Raw genomic sequence first — 14,999 nt, 5'->3', positions numbered from 1 at the left:
CAAGCGCTTGGCGCATTAAGGATGGTTTCACTTACAGATTTGAATAGCATAATGGCGGAGAGAGAAGCGGCGCATCAAGCGCCTGAGCGAGGAAACGGACATGGACGACATCACGGCACAAACAGGCGAAGGACGTCGCTCTCGCGGCGAGGGACGGGGAGCTGCCGCCCGCAGGGCATCGCGCAGCGGTGGCGGCGCCGGACCGGCCATGCCTTACATCACCCGCAAGATCGCGCCCTATGAAGTACTCGACGAGGAAGGCCTGCAGATCATCGAGCGCAATGCCGATACCATTCTGGAGGAGATCGGCATCGAGTTCCGTGACGACGCGGAAGCGCTGGAACTTTGGAGACAAGCCGGTGCCGACGTGAAGGGACAGCGCGTTCATTTCCCCAAGGGGCTTTGCCGCGAACTCCTGAAGACCGCGCCTTCCGTCTTCACCCAGTACGCCCGCAATCCGGAGCGCAGCGTACAGATCGGCGGCAAGGCCACCGTGTTCGCGCCGAACTACGGTTCGCCCTTCGTCCGCGACCTCGACGGCAACCGCCGCTACGCAACGCTAGAGGACTTCCGCAATTTCGTGAAGCTCTCCTACATGGCGCCTTCGGTGCACCATTCCGGCGGCACGGTCTGCGAGCCGGTGGACATTCCGGTGAACAAGCGTCACCTGGACATGGTCTACAGCCACATCAAATATTCCGACAAGCCGTTCATGGGATCGGTCACCGCGCCGGAAAGAGCGGAAGATTCGGTTGCCATGTGCAAGATCCTGTTCGGCGACGACTTCGTCGAGAACAACACGGTCCTCGTCAATCTGATCAACGCCAACTCGCCGATGGTCTATGACGAAACCATGCTCGGCGCGGCCAAGGTCTATGCCCGGCACAACCAGGCCTGCGTGATTTCGCCCTTTATCCTTTCCGGTGCGATGAGCCCGGTCACGGTCGCCGGCACGCTGACCCAGATTCTCGCAGAAGTCCTGGCGGGTGCATCCTTCACCCAGCTTATCCGCCCAGGCGCGCCGGTGCTGTTCGGCACCTTCGCCGCCTCGATCTCGATGCAGTCGGGCGCACCGACCTTCGGCACGCCGGAACCGGCGCTGGTTTCTTACGGCGCGGCCCAGCTTGCGCGGCGTCTCGGCCTGCCGTTCCGTACCGGCGGTTCTCTTTGCGCATCCAAGGTTCCGGACGCGCAGGCGGCCCATGAAAGCGCCAACACGCTCAACATGACTCTGCTTGCCGGCACCAACTTCGTGCTGCATGCCGCAGGCTGGCTGGAGGGCGGCCTTGCCGCCTGCTACGAGAAGTTCATGATCGACCAGGACCAGCTCGGCATGATGCAGAAGCTCGCGCAGGGCGTCGATCTTTCCGAGAGCGGGCAGGCGATGGATGCCATCCGCGAAGTGGGTCCCGGCGCGCACTATCTGGGCTGCGCCCACACGCAGGCGAACTTCCAGACGGCCTTCTATCGCTCGGCGCTCGCTGACAACAACTCCTTCGAACAGTGGGAGGTCGAAGGCCGCAAGCGTATCGAGGACCGCGCCAACGCGCTTTGCCGCTCCTGGCTCGACTCGTATGAAGCTCCGCCGCTCGATCCGGCCATCGACGAGGCGCTTCTGGCCTATATCGCCAAGCGCAAGGATTCGATGCCCGACGCTTTCACCTGAAGGCATCCCGACTCCGCCAGGGAGCAAGGCGGTTCAGCGCTGGTTGCCGATATGATCCAGAGCGAGGTCTGGCGACCGCATTACAAATACGAGGGGCCGCGATGAGCGGCCTTTTGCCCATTGCTGACGGTATAATTTCGGCACTTACCGAACACGGACTGCATGTCCGAGGTGTCGCGCATTTTCCGGACGGGCAGGGCGGGCCGGCGCTTTCGGATGGCCGTCAGGCGCTGTCAGTGGTGCTGATCGGCAATATCGGCGGCTCACTCTGGGAGACGTTTTCCGACTGGCGGGAAAAGTGCTGGGATCGCGGAGGAACGGATCCCCTCGACACATGGTCGAAGGAGGTGATCGGCGAGATCGCCGGACGCTCTGGCGCCACGGCCTATTATCCTTCCGATCAGCCTTACCAGCCGTTCCAGCAGTGGGCGATGAAAGCGGAAGGGCTCAGGGCCTCGCCGCTCGGGATACTGATCCATCCGCAATACGGTTTGTGGCATGGCTATCGCGGGGCATTGGGTTTTGCGGAAGATGTCACCGAAGAACGAGTTCCGCCTGACGATATCGACATCTGTGGGCAGTGTCCTGACAAGCCTTGTCTCTCGACCTGTCCGGCCACGGCGGTTTTCCTAGACCGTTTCGACGTTGCCCGCTGTCGTTTCCACCTCGTCACGACCGAGGGCAAGGCGGGGTGCATGTCATCGGGGTGTCTTGCACGCACCGCTTGCCCGGTCGGGTCGATGTATCGCTATCCGGAAGCGCAGCTGCGCTTCCACATGGAAGCGCTCCGCCTTCCTGCCGGATAGGGTTTCCTGATCAGGCGGCCTTCAGGACCGGAGCCTTGCGGCTTACGGTGCGCACCGAGCGCTGGGGAAGCTGCGCGAGAACTTCGTCGGTCAGGCTGACGGCGTTTTCGATCGCCTTGTGCAGGTTGGAGACTTCACGGGAATCGAGTGTGTGCAGCAGGCCGCCCTTGTCGAAGATGTCGCGATAGGCTGCGCGCTCGGCAAGCGCGGTGGAGAGCGTCGGAATGCCACGGCGACCGAGGAATTCCTTGGCGGCGCCAAGCGCGCGGGTGGTGACTGCGGCATTGACGCGGGTCAGCACGACCGAATGCGGAATGCGCACTTCGCAGGTATCGCTGAGCGCCTTCAGGAGTTCGAGAACCTCTGCACCGCCCTGGGCATCCATGGCGCAACCCTGAACCGGAATCAGCACGTGATCGGCAAGGCCGACGGCCTTGGCAAGCAGAGCATCCTGGCTGGAGGGGAGGTCGATCAGGATATAACCGCCGCGCTTCTTCGCCCTGAGGGTAGCCGCCTCGATGGTTTCCTCGGTGACCTGGGCGACCGACAGTAGGCCATTGGCGCTGCCGAGGGCATGCCAGCGGCTGATCCAGCCGCGCGGATCGGCGTCGAGAATGGTCACGCGATTGCCGCGAGCGGCGAGTTCACTGGCAAGAATGAGTGCGGCCGTGGTTTTTCCGGCGCCGCCCTTGGTATTGGCAAACGTAATTACTGGCATGTCATTTCCTTCATTAAAAAGGGTCCGAGCCAAGTCATTGCTCTGCAGGGGGATGAGGCGGCTCTCCATGCCGCGTCGTGGCCATTCTTGGTAGTTATGGTTAATGAAGAGTAAACGAGAGGGGGCATTCGTTAATATCCGCCGGCAGAACCGGGCCGGATTTTCCGCGAGACATATTCGACAGGGCATCGACGACGCAAGGAACCACGGGCCACATTCATGCGACTGCTTTTTCTACTATTTTCCATATTTCTCAGTGCCTGCAGCATTTCCCATGCGACCGAAACCGACCCTTGCAGGGAACTTGTACAGGACGGCGTCCGCTACACTGTGTGCAGCTTCGAGCCTGATGCGACGTTAAGAATCTACCATTCCGATCCGGCGCGCATGCCCTTCGGAAATTTCGATTCTCTTTCGCTCCAGCTCTGGAAGGAACGGCATTATCCGGTCTTCGCCATGAATGGCGGCATGTATCATTACGACCTCTCGCCAGTCGGGCTGTTCGTCGAGAACGGGATCGAGCGGCAGCCGATCAGCACACGGGCAGGGTGGGGCAATTTCCACCTGCTGCCGAACGGCGTTTTCTACGTGGCGGGCGGGAAACCGGGCGTGATGGAGACGCAGGCCTATATCCGGGAGAAGCCGAAGGCCGACTATGCCACCCAGTCCGGCCCGATGCTGGTGATCGACGGCAAGCTGCATCCACGCTTCCTGCCCGACAGCGACAGCCTCAAGATCCGCAACGGCGTCGGGGTCGATGCGGAGGGCAGGGTGCATTTCGCCATCAGCCGCGGCCCGGTGAACTTTTATGCTTTTGCATCGCTGTTTCGCGACGAACTGGGTTGCGGCAACGCGCTTTATCTCGACGGCACGATTTCCAGCGCGCTCATCCCGTCGATGGGCAGGCGCGACCGATTCTTTCCGCTTGGGCCAATCATCGCGGTAATCGGGACCATTCCGCAATAAAGGCCTCATGAAACGTCGGCGCAACAGATGAGCCATCATTGCGCAATGCTTTTCTACTAAAACAGTCGACAATAGGTCGCGCTTTCTTAGCGAAGCTTTCGCGTTGCGGCATAATCCCGCTGTATTCCAACGGGAAGGCCAGACGATGAAGGACCCGGACTGTGGCAGGACTGAAACAACACTCGTCATTCCGGGGCTGAACGGCTCCGGCGACGGTCACTGGCAGTGGCATTGGGCCCATGAGCGGCCCGGCGCCGTCACCGTGGAACAGGACAGCTGGTCCTGCCCCGATCTTGCAAGCTGGCAACAGCGTCTCGGCGAAGTCCTGTCACAGCATGACGATGTCTGGATCGTCGCGCACAGCCTCGGCTGCATCCTGACGGCACAACTTGCCGACAGTCCGCTCGCGTCCCGTGTGAAAGGCGCTCTTCTGGTTGCTCCTTGCGACCTCGCCCAGGTGGAACGACTGCACCCCTGCGTCGTCAATTTCGGCGAGATGCCGCAGCAGCGGCTGCCTTTTCCGAGCCTCGTGGTCGGCAGTCTCGACGATCCCTACATGGATTTCGCCACCACGCGAAAGATGGCGCGGATCTGGGGCAGTGACCTCGTCGACATCGGTTATGCCGGACACATCAACATTCGCAGCGGCTATGGCCGCTGGCCGACCGGTTACGAATTGCTCGACCTCCTGAAAGGCGAGAGCAAGCGGCCCCACGACCGTTCGCTGGCCGGCCGGCAGGCTGCACCGCTCGCCGCCTACTTCTGAAAAATCGACCGGACGCCGAACATTTCGGCTTCCCAGCAGTTATTCCGCACGAAGGGAGAAAGGCGGATCATCTTTCTCCCGAAAGCGAGGAATATAGAATGCAAATTTTGTAGAAAATATTGACCATATCGATTTTGCCAGCGAAACTATCAATCAAGCTCAATGTCGAGTGAACCTAAGGAGGACCAAGCAATGCCATACGGTATCGAACTCTTCTCCTTCGACCTGTTCGGCCTGTCCCGCAAGGGCGCCCCGGCCGCAACGCCTTCGACAACCGCTGACGTGTCCAAGGCCAAGCTTGAGACACGTCGGGAAAGCCCGGCCGAGGACGATTCCGATCTGGATCGCCCGGGCCGTCACGAAATCTTCTTCTGGGGCCTTTTCCCGGTTCTTTGATCTGGAGACCAACCATGGCTTACGTCCAGACGCAAACCAGTCGCACGCAGCGCATCGAAATCCGCCGTTCGTCTACGGCCTGGGGCGAGATGTGCGGTATCGCAGCCGTCGTCGGTTCCATCGCCTTCGTCGCACTGCTGACCATTGCTCTCTAACAACCATTTTTCAGGTTTACCGATATTCCCAGGCCTCCGTTCGCGGGGGCCTTTTTCTTTGTCTCCGTCTGGAGAGTTCGTCGGCCGCCACGGCTTCTATCGACCGATGCGTGAACCGGTTCGCCAAGCGACGCAACGAAAGCTCGCAGCCGTTGGAATGTCCACAACCGGGCAAACAGGGCGACGGATAATCTCCACACGACCCTCAGGGTTGGAATAATATTCCTTACCTAAGCTATAGAAAATAATATCATCAGATCATCGAAACATTGGCGCGATCAGGTGCCGCATCGGAGGTCGAGATGATTACGAGAAGACAGGGGCTGAAGCTTGCGGCCGTCCTTACGCTAGCAGGTGCCGCGCCGTTCGGCCGCCCGGCATTCGCCGAAACCAAGACCATCCGGATCGGTTGGCAGAAGTTCGGCGTGCTGGCACTGGCCAAGCAGCAGGGTGCGCTTGAAAAGCGTTTCGCCGACCGCGGCATCAACATCGAATGGTCGGAATTCACCTCCGGTCCGCCGCTGCTCGAGGCCCTTGGTGCCGGCTCGCTCGATTTCGGCCCGACCGGTGACGTGCCGCCGCTCTTTGCCCAGGCGGCCCGCGGCGATCTTCTCTATGTCGGCACCTACAAGCCGCCGGCTGCCTTTCACGGCATCCTCGTTCACAAGGATTCGCCGATCAAGACGCTGGCCGACCTCAAGGGCGCGAAGCTTGCCTACAAGCGCGGATCGAGCGCCCACAACTTCGCCTTCAAGGCTCTGGCAAAGGCTGGCCTGACACCATCAGACGTTCAGGAAGTCGACCTGCCGCCGCCGGATGCCGCAGCCGCCTTCAAGAACGGCAGCATCGACGCATGGTCGATCTGGGATCCCTATTTCGCCATCGCTGAAAAAGATCCGGACGCCCGGCTGCTGACCACCTCCGAAGGCATCGTCGAGGCATGGGGCTATTTCCTTGGCAACGGAGCGTTTACGGCGGCCAATCCGGAAGTCCTATCTGAAATTCTCGACGAACTCGCCAAGGTCGGCGCGGCCGCCCAGGCCGATATCGACGGCACGACGGAGGCGCTCTCCAAGATCACCGGCGTTCCGGCCGATGTGACGCGCGTTACCCTGACCCGCGCCGGCTCCGACCTCGGCAAGGTCGCAACGGTGTCGGACGAGGCCGTGGCCTACCAGCAGGCGCTGGCGGACGACTTCCACGCATTCGGTGTCCTGCCGCGAAGGCTCACCATCTCGGACATCGTCTGGCGTCCGAAGGCAAGCTGATCCCGAAACCGTCATCCGAAAGGTATAGCCATGATCAACCGCAGACAGACCCTCGGCCTTCTCGGCGCCGCTGCGACGGCACTTGCACTGCCGAACATCAGTACCGCCCGTGCAGCGGCCAGCGAGTTCCGCATCGGCTGGCAGAAGAACGGTGTGCTGGCGCTTGCCAAGCGCACCGGTGCGCTCGAAAAACGGCTCGCGCCACGAGGCATTTCCGTCACATGGTCGGAATTCACCTCCGGCCCGCCGCTGCTCGAAGCGCTGGGTTCCGGTTCGCTCGATTTCGGGCCGACCGGCGACGTGCCGCCGCTGTTTGCCCAGGCGGCCGGGGGAAACCTGCTTTATGTCGGCACCTATCGGGGACCATCGACCGGCTCCGCGATCCTCGTGCACAAGGATTCGCCGATCAGGACGCTTGAGGATCTGAAAGGCAAGAAGGTCGCCTTCAAGCGCGGATCGAGCGCGCATAACTTCACGGTGAAGGCCTTGCGCAAGGCGGGTCTTGCGGTCGGCGACGTGGAAGCCATCGACCTTCCGCCGCCGGATGCCGCAGCAGCTTTCAAGACGGGCAGCATCGACGCATGGGCGATCTGGGATCCTTATTATGCCGTTGCCGAAGTCGATCCGCAGGCGCGCGTGCTGACGACGGCCGAGGGCATTGTCGACAGCTGGAGCTTCTACTTCGGCAATGGCGATTTCACGGCAGCCAATCCGGAGGTTCTCTCCGAGGTCATCGACGAACTGGCCAAGACCGGCGCCTGGGCACAATCCCACCTCGAGGAGACGATTGCAGCCCTTTCGGAAATCACCGGCGTGCCGATCGAGGTTACCCGCACCGTGCTGACCCGCAAGGGAGCCGACCTCGGCAAGGTGGCTGTGCTGACCGATGAAGCCGTTACCTACCAGCAGGCGCTTGCCGACGAGTTCCACGGGCTCGGCATCCTGCCGAAGAAACTCACGATTTCCGACATCGTCTGGCGGCCGAAAGCCAGCTGACGCTTATTTGTGAAAGGACATTGCCATGACCAAGACCGACCAACCGCTCGACTTCCTCTGGTTCATCCCGACTTCCGGCGACGGCACCTATCTCGGCTCCGACGATCTCAGCCGCCCCTCCGATCCCGGTTACTTCCGCGAACTCGCGACGGCGGTCGACCGCCTCGGCTATTCCGGCGTGCTGATCCCGACCGGCGTCGCCTGCGAGGAATCCTTCGTGCTTGCCGGCAATCTGGCTGCCTATACCGAAAAGCTGAAATTCCTCGTGGCCATCCGCCCCGGCACGGCATCGCCGGCTTATTACGCACGCCTTGCCTCGACCCTCGACCGCGTTTCCAACGGTCGCCTGCTCCTGAACATCGTGGTTGGCGGCAGCGCGCAGGAACTCGCCGGCGATGGCATCTTCCTGCCGCATGACGAGCGCTACGACCATGCCGACGAGTTCTTCCAGGTGTTCAACTCGCTGCTTGAAACCGGCAAGGCCAATCTGGACGGCAAATACATCAAGGCGCACAACGCTCAGCTCGGCTTCCCGCCGGTACAGGAACCGCGTCCGCCGCTCTATTTCGGTGGCTCTTCCGATGCGGCCATCGACTTCGCCGGCGCTCAGGTCGAGAAATACCTGACCTGGGGCGAGCCGCCGGCACAGGTTGCCGAAAAGATCGCGGCCGTTCGCAAGGCGGCTGCGGCAAAGGGCAGGGAGGTGACCTTCGGCATTCGCCTGCATTTCATCGTTCGCGAGACCGACGAGGAAGCATGGGCAGCTGCCGACAAGCTGATCTCCAAGCTGTCCGACGAAACGATTGCCGCGGCCCAGGAGGGCTTCGCCAAGAACTCCGATTCGGTTGGGCAGGCGCGTATGGTCGCCCTGCATAACGGCCGCCGCGACAAGCTTGAGGTTTCTCCGAACCTCTGGGCCGGCATCGGTCTGGTGCGCTCCGGCGCCGGCACGGCACTGGTCGGCTCGCCGAAGACGGTCGCCGCGCGGCTGCGCGAATACCAGCAACTCGGCATCGATACCATCGTCGCATCGGGCTATCCGCATCTCGAGGAGGCCTACACGGTCGCCGAGTTGCTGTTCCCGGAAATCGGCCTTGCCGGACCGCGCAACCAGATCCGCTCCTCCTTCGGCGAACGCCAGGTGTTCGGCGGTGGCGGCCATGGCGGCAATCTCAAGGTGGTATCCGGTTCCTGATCCGGCTGGCACCTCTTCTGGCCGCGAGTTCAGAGCGCAATTCGGTCCGATGAAATCGGATCGGCGCCCTGCTGGACCTTGTAAGAAGCATAATCTCTCGATCCTCGTTTCACTCCGGTCGGATTATGCCTCGGCGCGGCCTTTTTCCCATCCAAGGAGAGCGCTCCCATGACGGCATATGAGATTTCAACGGAGAGACCGGCCACCAGTCGTTCGGCCCAATGGTTCGGCGCTTGGCGTCCCCGGTTCAGCTTCAGCGGCTTCGTGTCCTATCTGCTTCCGGCAGGCGCGGTCGCCATCTGGCAGCTGCTCTCCTCCATCGGCTGGATTTCGGACCGGATCATGCCGGCTCCGAGCGACGTGGTGGTCGCCTTCATCGACCAGCTTTCGAGCGGGGAACTGCTGCGCGACATCGCCGTATCCGGCGGCCGCGCGCTTGCCGGCCTCGTCGTTGGCGGCAGCATCGGACTGGCGCTCGGCATCGCAAACGGCGTGTCCAAGCTTTCGGAACAGCTGACCGACACGACGCTGCAGATGCTGCGCACCATTCCCCACCTGGCGATGATCCCGCTCGTCATCCTGTGGTTCGGGATCGGCGAGGAATCCAAGCTGTTCCTCACGTCGCTCGGCGTGCTTTTCCCGATCTATCTCAATACGTTCCATGGAGTTCGTAATGTGGATCGCGACCTTCTTGAGATGGGCAGGATCTACGGCATGAGCGGCTGGACGCTTTTCCGCAAGGTGATCCTGCCGGGTGCGTTGCCCTCCATCTTCGTCGGCCTGCGCTATGCACTCGGTATCATGTGGCTGACGCTGATCGTGTCGGAATCGATCGCTGCGTCCTCCGGCATCGGCCATATGGCAAACGAGGCCCGCGAATTCATGATGACGGATGTCGTGGTGCTCGCCCTGCTGATCTATGCGGTGCTGGGCAAGCTTGCCGACGTCATCGCCCGCAGTCTGGAGCGGCGCACGCTCTCCTGGAACCCGGCCTATCAGAAGTGAGGATGCCGAGATGAACCGCTATGTCGCCCACCTCCGTCACAATTCCCAAGACCTTGCCGAACTGCAGGAAGCGGAAACCGAGCCGGCCGCTCCTGCGGGGGCGTCCGGTCCCGTTGCACTCTCGCTCAGGCATGTCGACAAGCGCTTCGGCTCCAATCACGTGCTGCGTAGCATCGATCTCGACGTGCCCGCCGGCCAGTTTCTCGCCATCGTCGGCAAGAGCGGCTGCGGCAAGAGCACGCTGCTGCGGCTGCTGGTCGGGCTCGATCAGCCGAGCGCCGGGACGATCTCGTTCCGCGACACGGTAAACGACAGCGCAAGAGCCAATGCCCGCATCGTCTTTCAGGAGCCACGGCTGCTGCCATGGGCGAGCGTGATCGACAATGTGGTCGTCGGTCTGGGGGAAGGGGTTTCCCGAGACGTCGCATTGCGGGAATCGCGCGAAGCCCTGCGCGACGTGCAGCTTACGGAAAAGGCGGGAGAATGGCCGGCGAAGCTCTCGGGCGGCCAGCGCCAGCGCGTTGCTCTTGCCCGCGCACTCGTCAGTCATCCCGGTCTCCTGGTGCTCGACGAACCACTCGGTGCACTCGACGCACTGACGCGCATCACCATGCAGCAACTCATCGGCCGCGTATGGAAGGAACTCGGCTTCACTGCCGTTCTGGTGACCCATGACGTCAGCGAAGCGGTCAACCTCGCGGACCGCGTGATCGTGCTGGATCAGGGCCGGATCGCTCTCGACCTCGACATTCCGGCGCAACATCCGCGCAATCATGGCGATCCGGAGCTTGCGGCTATCGAGCGGCAATTGCTGGACGCCATTCTCGGCGAGGGCTGAGACCGTGGGCCTTGCAGGGGGCAATCAGCCGTCAGCCGAGAAACCGACCAACGACGGAGCGGGCCCCCTGCGCGCCAATGCTTTCGGCGATAGCCTTCGTCTGCTGGGCGATCTCAGGCACACCGGTCAACTCTCCGAAAAGGCCACGGGCGAGGGGACCGGCGACGAAGAGATTTTCGACCACCTTACCGTCCGGATCGACCGCACGGCTCGCCTCGTCGCAGGCGATGCCGACGCCATGCCGATCCGCGATGACGAAGCCGTTCCGCTCTAACTCGGACAGCCAGGGCTGGGATTTCAGCACCGAGGCATGATCGGGTCCCGTGGCGGCAATCACCCAGTCGAAGCTACATCGCTCGACAATGCCTTCGGGTTTCAGAATGAGGTCAAGCTGCAGGCGATGGGCGATCCGCTCGACACGACAGATCCGTCCCGCCCGCAGGCGCAGTCGCCCGGTCGCCAGTTCCTTCTGCATGACTTCGGCATTCTGGGGCGGCATGCGGTAGCGATGGGTTTCGAAACGCCGGCGCAGATGCCGGAGGAAGCGCTTCTGTTCGTTGAGCGGCAGATTGCGCCAGATCGCCTGTCCCTGCTGGCGTAGCGCATCGAAGACGCTTTGCCAGGGCAGTCCCGCTTCATTTGCCGAGGCGAGGCATGCCCGAACCTGCCGCAGAAGCATGCGTGCGGTGACCGCCGGACTGGTGGTAAAATCGCCGAACGGCGCGGGGTTGGCAGTATCCTGCTCCCGCGGCAGAAGACCGGAACGGGAAAAGATCGTCGTCGTGCCGGCATGGCCGCGGGCAATACGCGAAGCGACGATGTCGAGCGCGGTCAGTCCTGCTCCCGCGACGAAGACACGGTCGTCGGGCATGATCGGGTCCAGCGCGCCGGGACGCGAGGGATCGGTGATGAAACGGGGATGGCCGTTCAGGGCGAGGGCAAGGGGCGCCGGGGCGCGAGGGGCGGGGTGGCTGGTCGCGATGACAACGATATCGGCGAGATAGACGGTCGAGCTTTGCCCCTGAACCAGCCAGAGGCCGCCATGGCGTTTGACATGCTCCACCCGCTCGCGAATGTGCACCACCTTCTCCTCATCAAGAAGAGGCTGCATGACCTCACGCATGAATGAAGCGAAATCCTGCCGTCTGGCATAGATCGAATCCCCACGGGCGGCATCGGGATCGGCTTTGAGGCGACCGCTTTTGCCCAGCCAGTCGATGAACGCGGCGGGGTCTTCTGGCAGGGCCCTCATACGATTTGCGGCGACGTTCAGCCGCAGCGCCGGATCAGCCGTATCATAGGCAACGCCGGCCCCGAGCGTCTCTCGCGGTTCGAAGACGACGATGTCACCGGAGGCAAGCCCGCCATGCAAGGCGAGCTGTCTTGCAAGAGAAGCGCCGGAGAAGCCGCCGCCAATTATCACGACGCGGCATGTGCCGGAAACCTGGAAAGCCTTCTGCTGCAAGGGTATCGATATCCTCAGCATGCCGTTCTCCTCTGGGTTCTCGATCCGGGCTTTGAACGGCCCCGATCCATTCCGGGAATATATTTTCTACTAAATATATCGATAATGAAAATGGATGTCTACGGTTCCATGCCATCATCGGGTTATGTGTTGGCTACACCAAGGATCTTGATGACAACGGGACCGCAGACGATGACCACACAGCCTTCCTCCCTGGCATTTCGCTCGCATGAACCTGTTGAAGGACCGGCAAGTCTGGCCGTCGACCGGCCTGCCGATGCCGATAGCCTCAAGGCAGCTCTCCGACAGCTGGCCGGCGGGGTCACCATCATCACTGCCGGAGAAGGCGAAGCGCGTACCGGCGCGACCGTCACCTCGGCCGCCGTGCTCTCCGTGGAGCCGCCACGCATGCTGGTGTCGCTCAACCGAACATCGTCCACTTGGCCTGTGGTCGAGCGCTTCGGGCATTTCTGTGTCAACATTATCGGCGCCGGGCACGAGGCCATCGCCAACCAGTTTGCAGGGCGGGGCGGGCTGAAAGGTCCTGACCGCTACCGTGGGGCCGAATGGACGCTCCTTGCCAGCGGCGCACCCGTTCTGGAAGACGCGGCAGCGGCGATCGACTGCCAGGTGGAAGAGACTCTGGAACGTCACAGCCACGTTATCGTGATCGGAAAGGTCGTGGCCATCCGCACCCGCGGCGGCGCTTCGCTCGCCTATCGGGACGGCCGATACATCAGGATCGGCGACTGACGGAGACGGGTGCCAGCGCCAGATTCGCTTGTAATTCAGTGAGTTTATCGAAAATGTTGACTAAAGTATGTTTTATCGTGACACTTCGGTCCGCTCACAAGAATATCAAACAGGGGATGCCGGCATGCAAGTCGATATTGTCCTGAGCCTTTCCCGCGAAAAGCACCACGGAATGCTGCATGCGTATTCCGGTTCGGGAATCGATCTCGACGTGCCGTCTCCGATATATGACCCTCGACTGGCCCACGCCTCTGCATCTGGCAGAGCCGATGAGTTCGGCAAAGTGATGTTTACCGGTCAATGGCGGAAATCTTTCTGCGGCCGATCGCCGGCCTATGCTGCCTGACCGTGTCCATTCGTGAACAGGAGGAAGAGCCATGGGCACGATTACACATTTGAACGAGCGCCAGCGCACGGCACCGATCCGAATCACCACCGAGGAGGAAGCGCTGGCGGTTGCCAAAGACTTGGCCATCTCACTTGCCGGAGTGCGGAACGGCGCCCTGTCTGAAGCACTTTCGCGTTCGGGGCTACTCGCCGTTTCGATTCCCTCGGATTTCGGCGGCGCAGACGTATCTAACGTGGTGCTGAGCCAGATCGTGGCAATGCTTGCGCAGCATACACCGCTTGCAGCCAGCATGCTGACCCTGCACCTGTCATCGCTGGAACTGCTGCGCAACGGAGGAACGGAGGAACAGCGCCGGGCCGCGTTCGCAAGGGCCGCCGCAGGTGAGCGATTCTACCTCGTGCAGTCCAGTGAGATCCTGCAACTCCTGCCGGACGGAATTGGTTACGCGCTGTCGGGCGAGGTCGAATGCCTATGCGTACCGCAGGCGGAATGGCTGGTGATCAATCGCCGCTCGCCGACGGACGATACCGCGCTGTTGATACCGGTAAGGCCCGGCCGAATGATCGAACGATCTTCCAGTACGGGGCCAGTCAGAATTCTCTTCGACAGCGAACACGTGCATAGCGACAGTTTACTTACACTTGGACACGACGCAGTCAGGCTCTCGTCCGCATTGAACCGGCTGCTTCGCGCGTCGATCACGCTCGGGGAGACCGAACGGTCGATTGCCGAGTTTTCGCGACCGCCGCAATGGAACCGTGAGAGTGTTATCGTCGATGCGGACCGGGAAAGCGCAATCGGACAGTTGCTGGTACAGACTATCACGCTGTCGGCGCTAACACATAAATGCGGAACGGCCTTCGATATCGCACAGGTCAATCCCTCCTCCCAGACGATCGGGGAGGCGTGTCGGCAGTCCTCCATCCTGGAATTCGTCGCAGCCCGCGGACCTGTCGGTGACAGACAGACAGAGGCGCTCGACGAAATTCTCGCCATCGGCCGGAGCTATCTGGCCGACAGATCGGGTGGAAACGCGTAGCACGGAAGTGCTGTCAGACGGAGACGACGCCGTCCTCGATGTCGCTGCCCTTGCGGCTGACAAACTGTTCGAGCGTCATGTTGTCCAGGATCGAAGCGATCGCATCGCGTACTTCGGTCATCGACAGACGCACCTGACAGCCCGCGGGGTCGGAACAATCGTCGCAGGCCTCGAACGCCGTGCGGCTGGCACAGCGGATCGGCGCCAGCGGACCATCCAGCGCACGGATGACCTGACCGATCATGATTTCGCCCGCCGGCTTGGACAAGGAGTAGCCACCGTTCGGACCCTTCTTGGAGCGCAGCATGCCGTTGTTTCGCAATTCCAGAAGAATGGTGTCGAGAAACTTTTTCGGAATGTTGTTACGAGTGGCAATCTCGGTCACGAAGGCCGTTTCGCCTGGCGCAAGCTGCGCAAGGTCGACCAGCGCCTTCAGCCCGTACTTGCCTTTCTTGGTGAGCATACCGGAAATCCATGAGGTAGCGGGACGAGAGATTCCACTCTATGTCGAGTGAAGCCGATAAAGCAGATAGTTTTAATTGAATATGCTTGCAAGCCTGTTAACGGTGACAAATTGTTTCAGGCTGTAGCTCACCGGGTGATTCTGTCAGCCGAAGG

The 14,999-nt window shown here is 61.6% G+C and carries 17 protein-coding genes; 14 read left to right on the top strand and 3 right to left on the bottom strand.

Features of this window, described 5'->3' with window-relative positions:
* The first annotated feature begins 100 nt into the window (after window positions 1-100).
* Window positions 101-1,666 carry a trimethylamine methyltransferase family protein gene (locus tag H4I99_RS14995; RefSeq protein WP_163899043.1) on the top strand — a complete coding sequence of 522 codons (1,566 nt, stop codon included), beginning with the start codon at window positions 101-103 and terminating at the stop codon, window positions 1,664-1,666.
* A 101-nt stretch (window positions 1,667-1,767) separates the two neighbouring features.
* Window positions 1,768-2,472: a 4Fe-4S dicluster domain-containing protein gene (locus H4I99_RS14990; protein ID WP_163899040.1), complete on the top strand. Its 705-nt coding sequence runs from the start codon at window positions 1,768-1,770 to the stop codon at window positions 2,470-2,472.
* 10 nt (window positions 2,473-2,482) lie between these two features.
* Here the strand turns inward: H4I99_RS14990 and H4I99_RS14985 are convergent, their stop codons facing one another.
* The gene (locus tag H4I99_RS14985) at window positions 2,483-3,190 is read right to left on the bottom strand and encodes an AAA family ATPase (protein ID WP_163899037.1); all 708 of its coding nucleotides are present in this window, start codon (window positions 3,188-3,190) and stop codon (window positions 2,483-2,485) included.
* Window positions 3,191-3,577: 387 nt separating this feature from the next.
* Between H4I99_RS14985 and H4I99_RS14980 the strand changes: the two genes are divergently transcribed.
* The 9 genes from H4I99_RS14980 to H4I99_RS14940 all read left to right on the top strand — a co-directional run bounded on the left by H4I99_RS14980 (window position 3,578) and on the right by H4I99_RS14940 (window position 10,775).
* Window positions 3,578-4,156: a phosphodiester glycosidase family protein gene (locus H4I99_RS14980; protein ID WP_425314385.1), complete on the top strand. Its 579-nt coding sequence runs from the start codon at window positions 3,578-3,580 to the stop codon at window positions 4,154-4,156.
* Between the two features lie 145 nt (window positions 4,157-4,301).
* The gene (locus tag H4I99_RS14975; RefSeq protein ID WP_163899031.1) at window positions 4,302-4,922 is read left to right on the top strand and encodes an RBBP9/YdeN family alpha/beta hydrolase; all 621 of its coding nucleotides are present in this window, start codon (window positions 4,302-4,304) and stop codon (window positions 4,920-4,922) included.
* 192 nt (window positions 4,923-5,114) lie between these two features.
* Entirely contained in the window at window positions 5,115-5,318 is a 204-nt protein-coding gene (locus H4I99_RS14970; protein ID WP_099057902.1) for a hypothetical protein, read from the top strand.
* Between the two features lie 14 nt (window positions 5,319-5,332).
* Window positions 5,333-5,473 carry a hypothetical protein gene (locus H4I99_RS14965; RefSeq protein WP_163899028.1) on the top strand — a complete coding sequence of 47 codons (141 nt, stop codon included), beginning with the start codon at window positions 5,333-5,335 and terminating at the stop codon, window positions 5,471-5,473.
* Between the two features lie 302 nt (window positions 5,474-5,775).
* Window positions 5,776-6,741, top strand: a complete 966-nt coding sequence (locus H4I99_RS14960) for an aliphatic sulfonate ABC transporter substrate-binding protein (RefSeq protein WP_163899025.1) — start codon at window positions 5,776-5,778, stop codon at window positions 6,739-6,741.
* Between the two features lie 30 nt (window positions 6,742-6,771).
* The gene (locus tag H4I99_RS14955; protein ID WP_163899022.1) at window positions 6,772-7,737 is read left to right on the top strand and encodes a sulfonate ABC transporter substrate-binding protein; all 966 of its coding nucleotides are present in this window, start codon (window positions 6,772-6,774) and stop codon (window positions 7,735-7,737) included.
* A 25-nt stretch (window positions 7,738-7,762) separates the two neighbouring features.
* Window positions 7,763-8,932 (top strand): FMNH2-dependent alkanesulfonate monooxygenase, encoded by a 1,170-nt coding sequence (gene ssuD / locus H4I99_RS14950; protein ID WP_163899019.1) that lies wholly within the window; start codon window positions 7,763-7,765, stop codon window positions 8,930-8,932.
* A gap of 168 nt (window positions 8,933-9,100) precedes the next feature.
* Window positions 9,101-9,937 carry an aliphatic sulfonate ABC transporter permease SsuC gene (gene ssuC / locus H4I99_RS14945; RefSeq protein WP_163899016.1) on the top strand — a complete coding sequence of 279 codons (837 nt, stop codon included), beginning with the start codon at window positions 9,101-9,103 and terminating at the stop codon, window positions 9,935-9,937.
* Between the two features lie 10 nt (window positions 9,938-9,947).
* The gene (locus tag H4I99_RS14940; protein ID WP_163899014.1) at window positions 9,948-10,775 is read left to right on the top strand and encodes an ABC transporter ATP-binding protein; all 828 of its coding nucleotides are present in this window, start codon (window positions 9,948-9,950) and stop codon (window positions 10,773-10,775) included.
* 31 nt (window positions 10,776-10,806) lie between these two features.
* On the opposite strand, the gene H4I99_RS14935 is transcribed toward H4I99_RS14940, so the two are convergent.
* Window positions 10,807-12,261 (bottom strand): FAD/NAD(P)-binding protein, encoded by a 1,455-nt coding sequence (locus H4I99_RS14935; protein WP_163899011.1) that lies wholly within the window; start codon window positions 12,259-12,261, stop codon window positions 10,807-10,809.
* A gap of 171 nt (window positions 12,262-12,432) precedes the next feature.
* On the opposite strand from H4I99_RS14935, the gene H4I99_RS14930 reads away from it, so the two are divergent.
* The 3 genes from H4I99_RS14930 to H4I99_RS14920 all read left to right on the top strand — a co-directional run bounded on the left by H4I99_RS14930 (window position 12,433) and on the right by H4I99_RS14920 (window position 14,381).
* Window positions 12,433-12,993 (top strand): flavin reductase family protein, encoded by a 561-nt coding sequence (locus tag H4I99_RS14930; protein ID WP_163899008.1) that lies wholly within the window; start codon window positions 12,433-12,435, stop codon window positions 12,991-12,993.
* A gap of 124 nt (window positions 12,994-13,117) precedes the next feature.
* Entirely contained in the window at window positions 13,118-13,339 is a 222-nt protein-coding gene (locus tag H4I99_RS14925) for a hypothetical protein (RefSeq protein ID WP_163899005.1), read from the top strand.
* 31 nt (window positions 13,340-13,370) lie between these two features.
* Window positions 13,371-14,381 (top strand): acyl-CoA dehydrogenase family protein, encoded by a 1,011-nt coding sequence (locus H4I99_RS14920; protein ID WP_163899002.1) that lies wholly within the window; start codon window positions 13,371-13,373, stop codon window positions 14,379-14,381.
* Between the two features lie 13 nt (window positions 14,382-14,394).
* Here the strand turns inward: H4I99_RS14920 and H4I99_RS14915 are convergent, their stop codons facing one another.
* Window positions 14,395-14,844, bottom strand: coding sequence for an RrF2 family transcriptional regulator (locus H4I99_RS14915; RefSeq protein ID WP_163898999.1), 450 nt, complete (start codon window positions 14,842-14,844; stop codon window positions 14,395-14,397).
* Window positions 14,845-14,999: the final 155 nt, after the last annotated feature.

The sequence above is a fragment of the Paenirhizobium daejeonense genome, assembly GCF_014280875.1.
Taxonomy (GTDB): Bacteria; Pseudomonadota; Alphaproteobacteria; order Rhizobiales; family Rhizobiaceae; genus Allorhizobium; species Allorhizobium daejeonense.
Note: the sequence above shows the minus strand (reverse complement) of the source record. Positions and strands in the feature narration are given on the sequence as shown.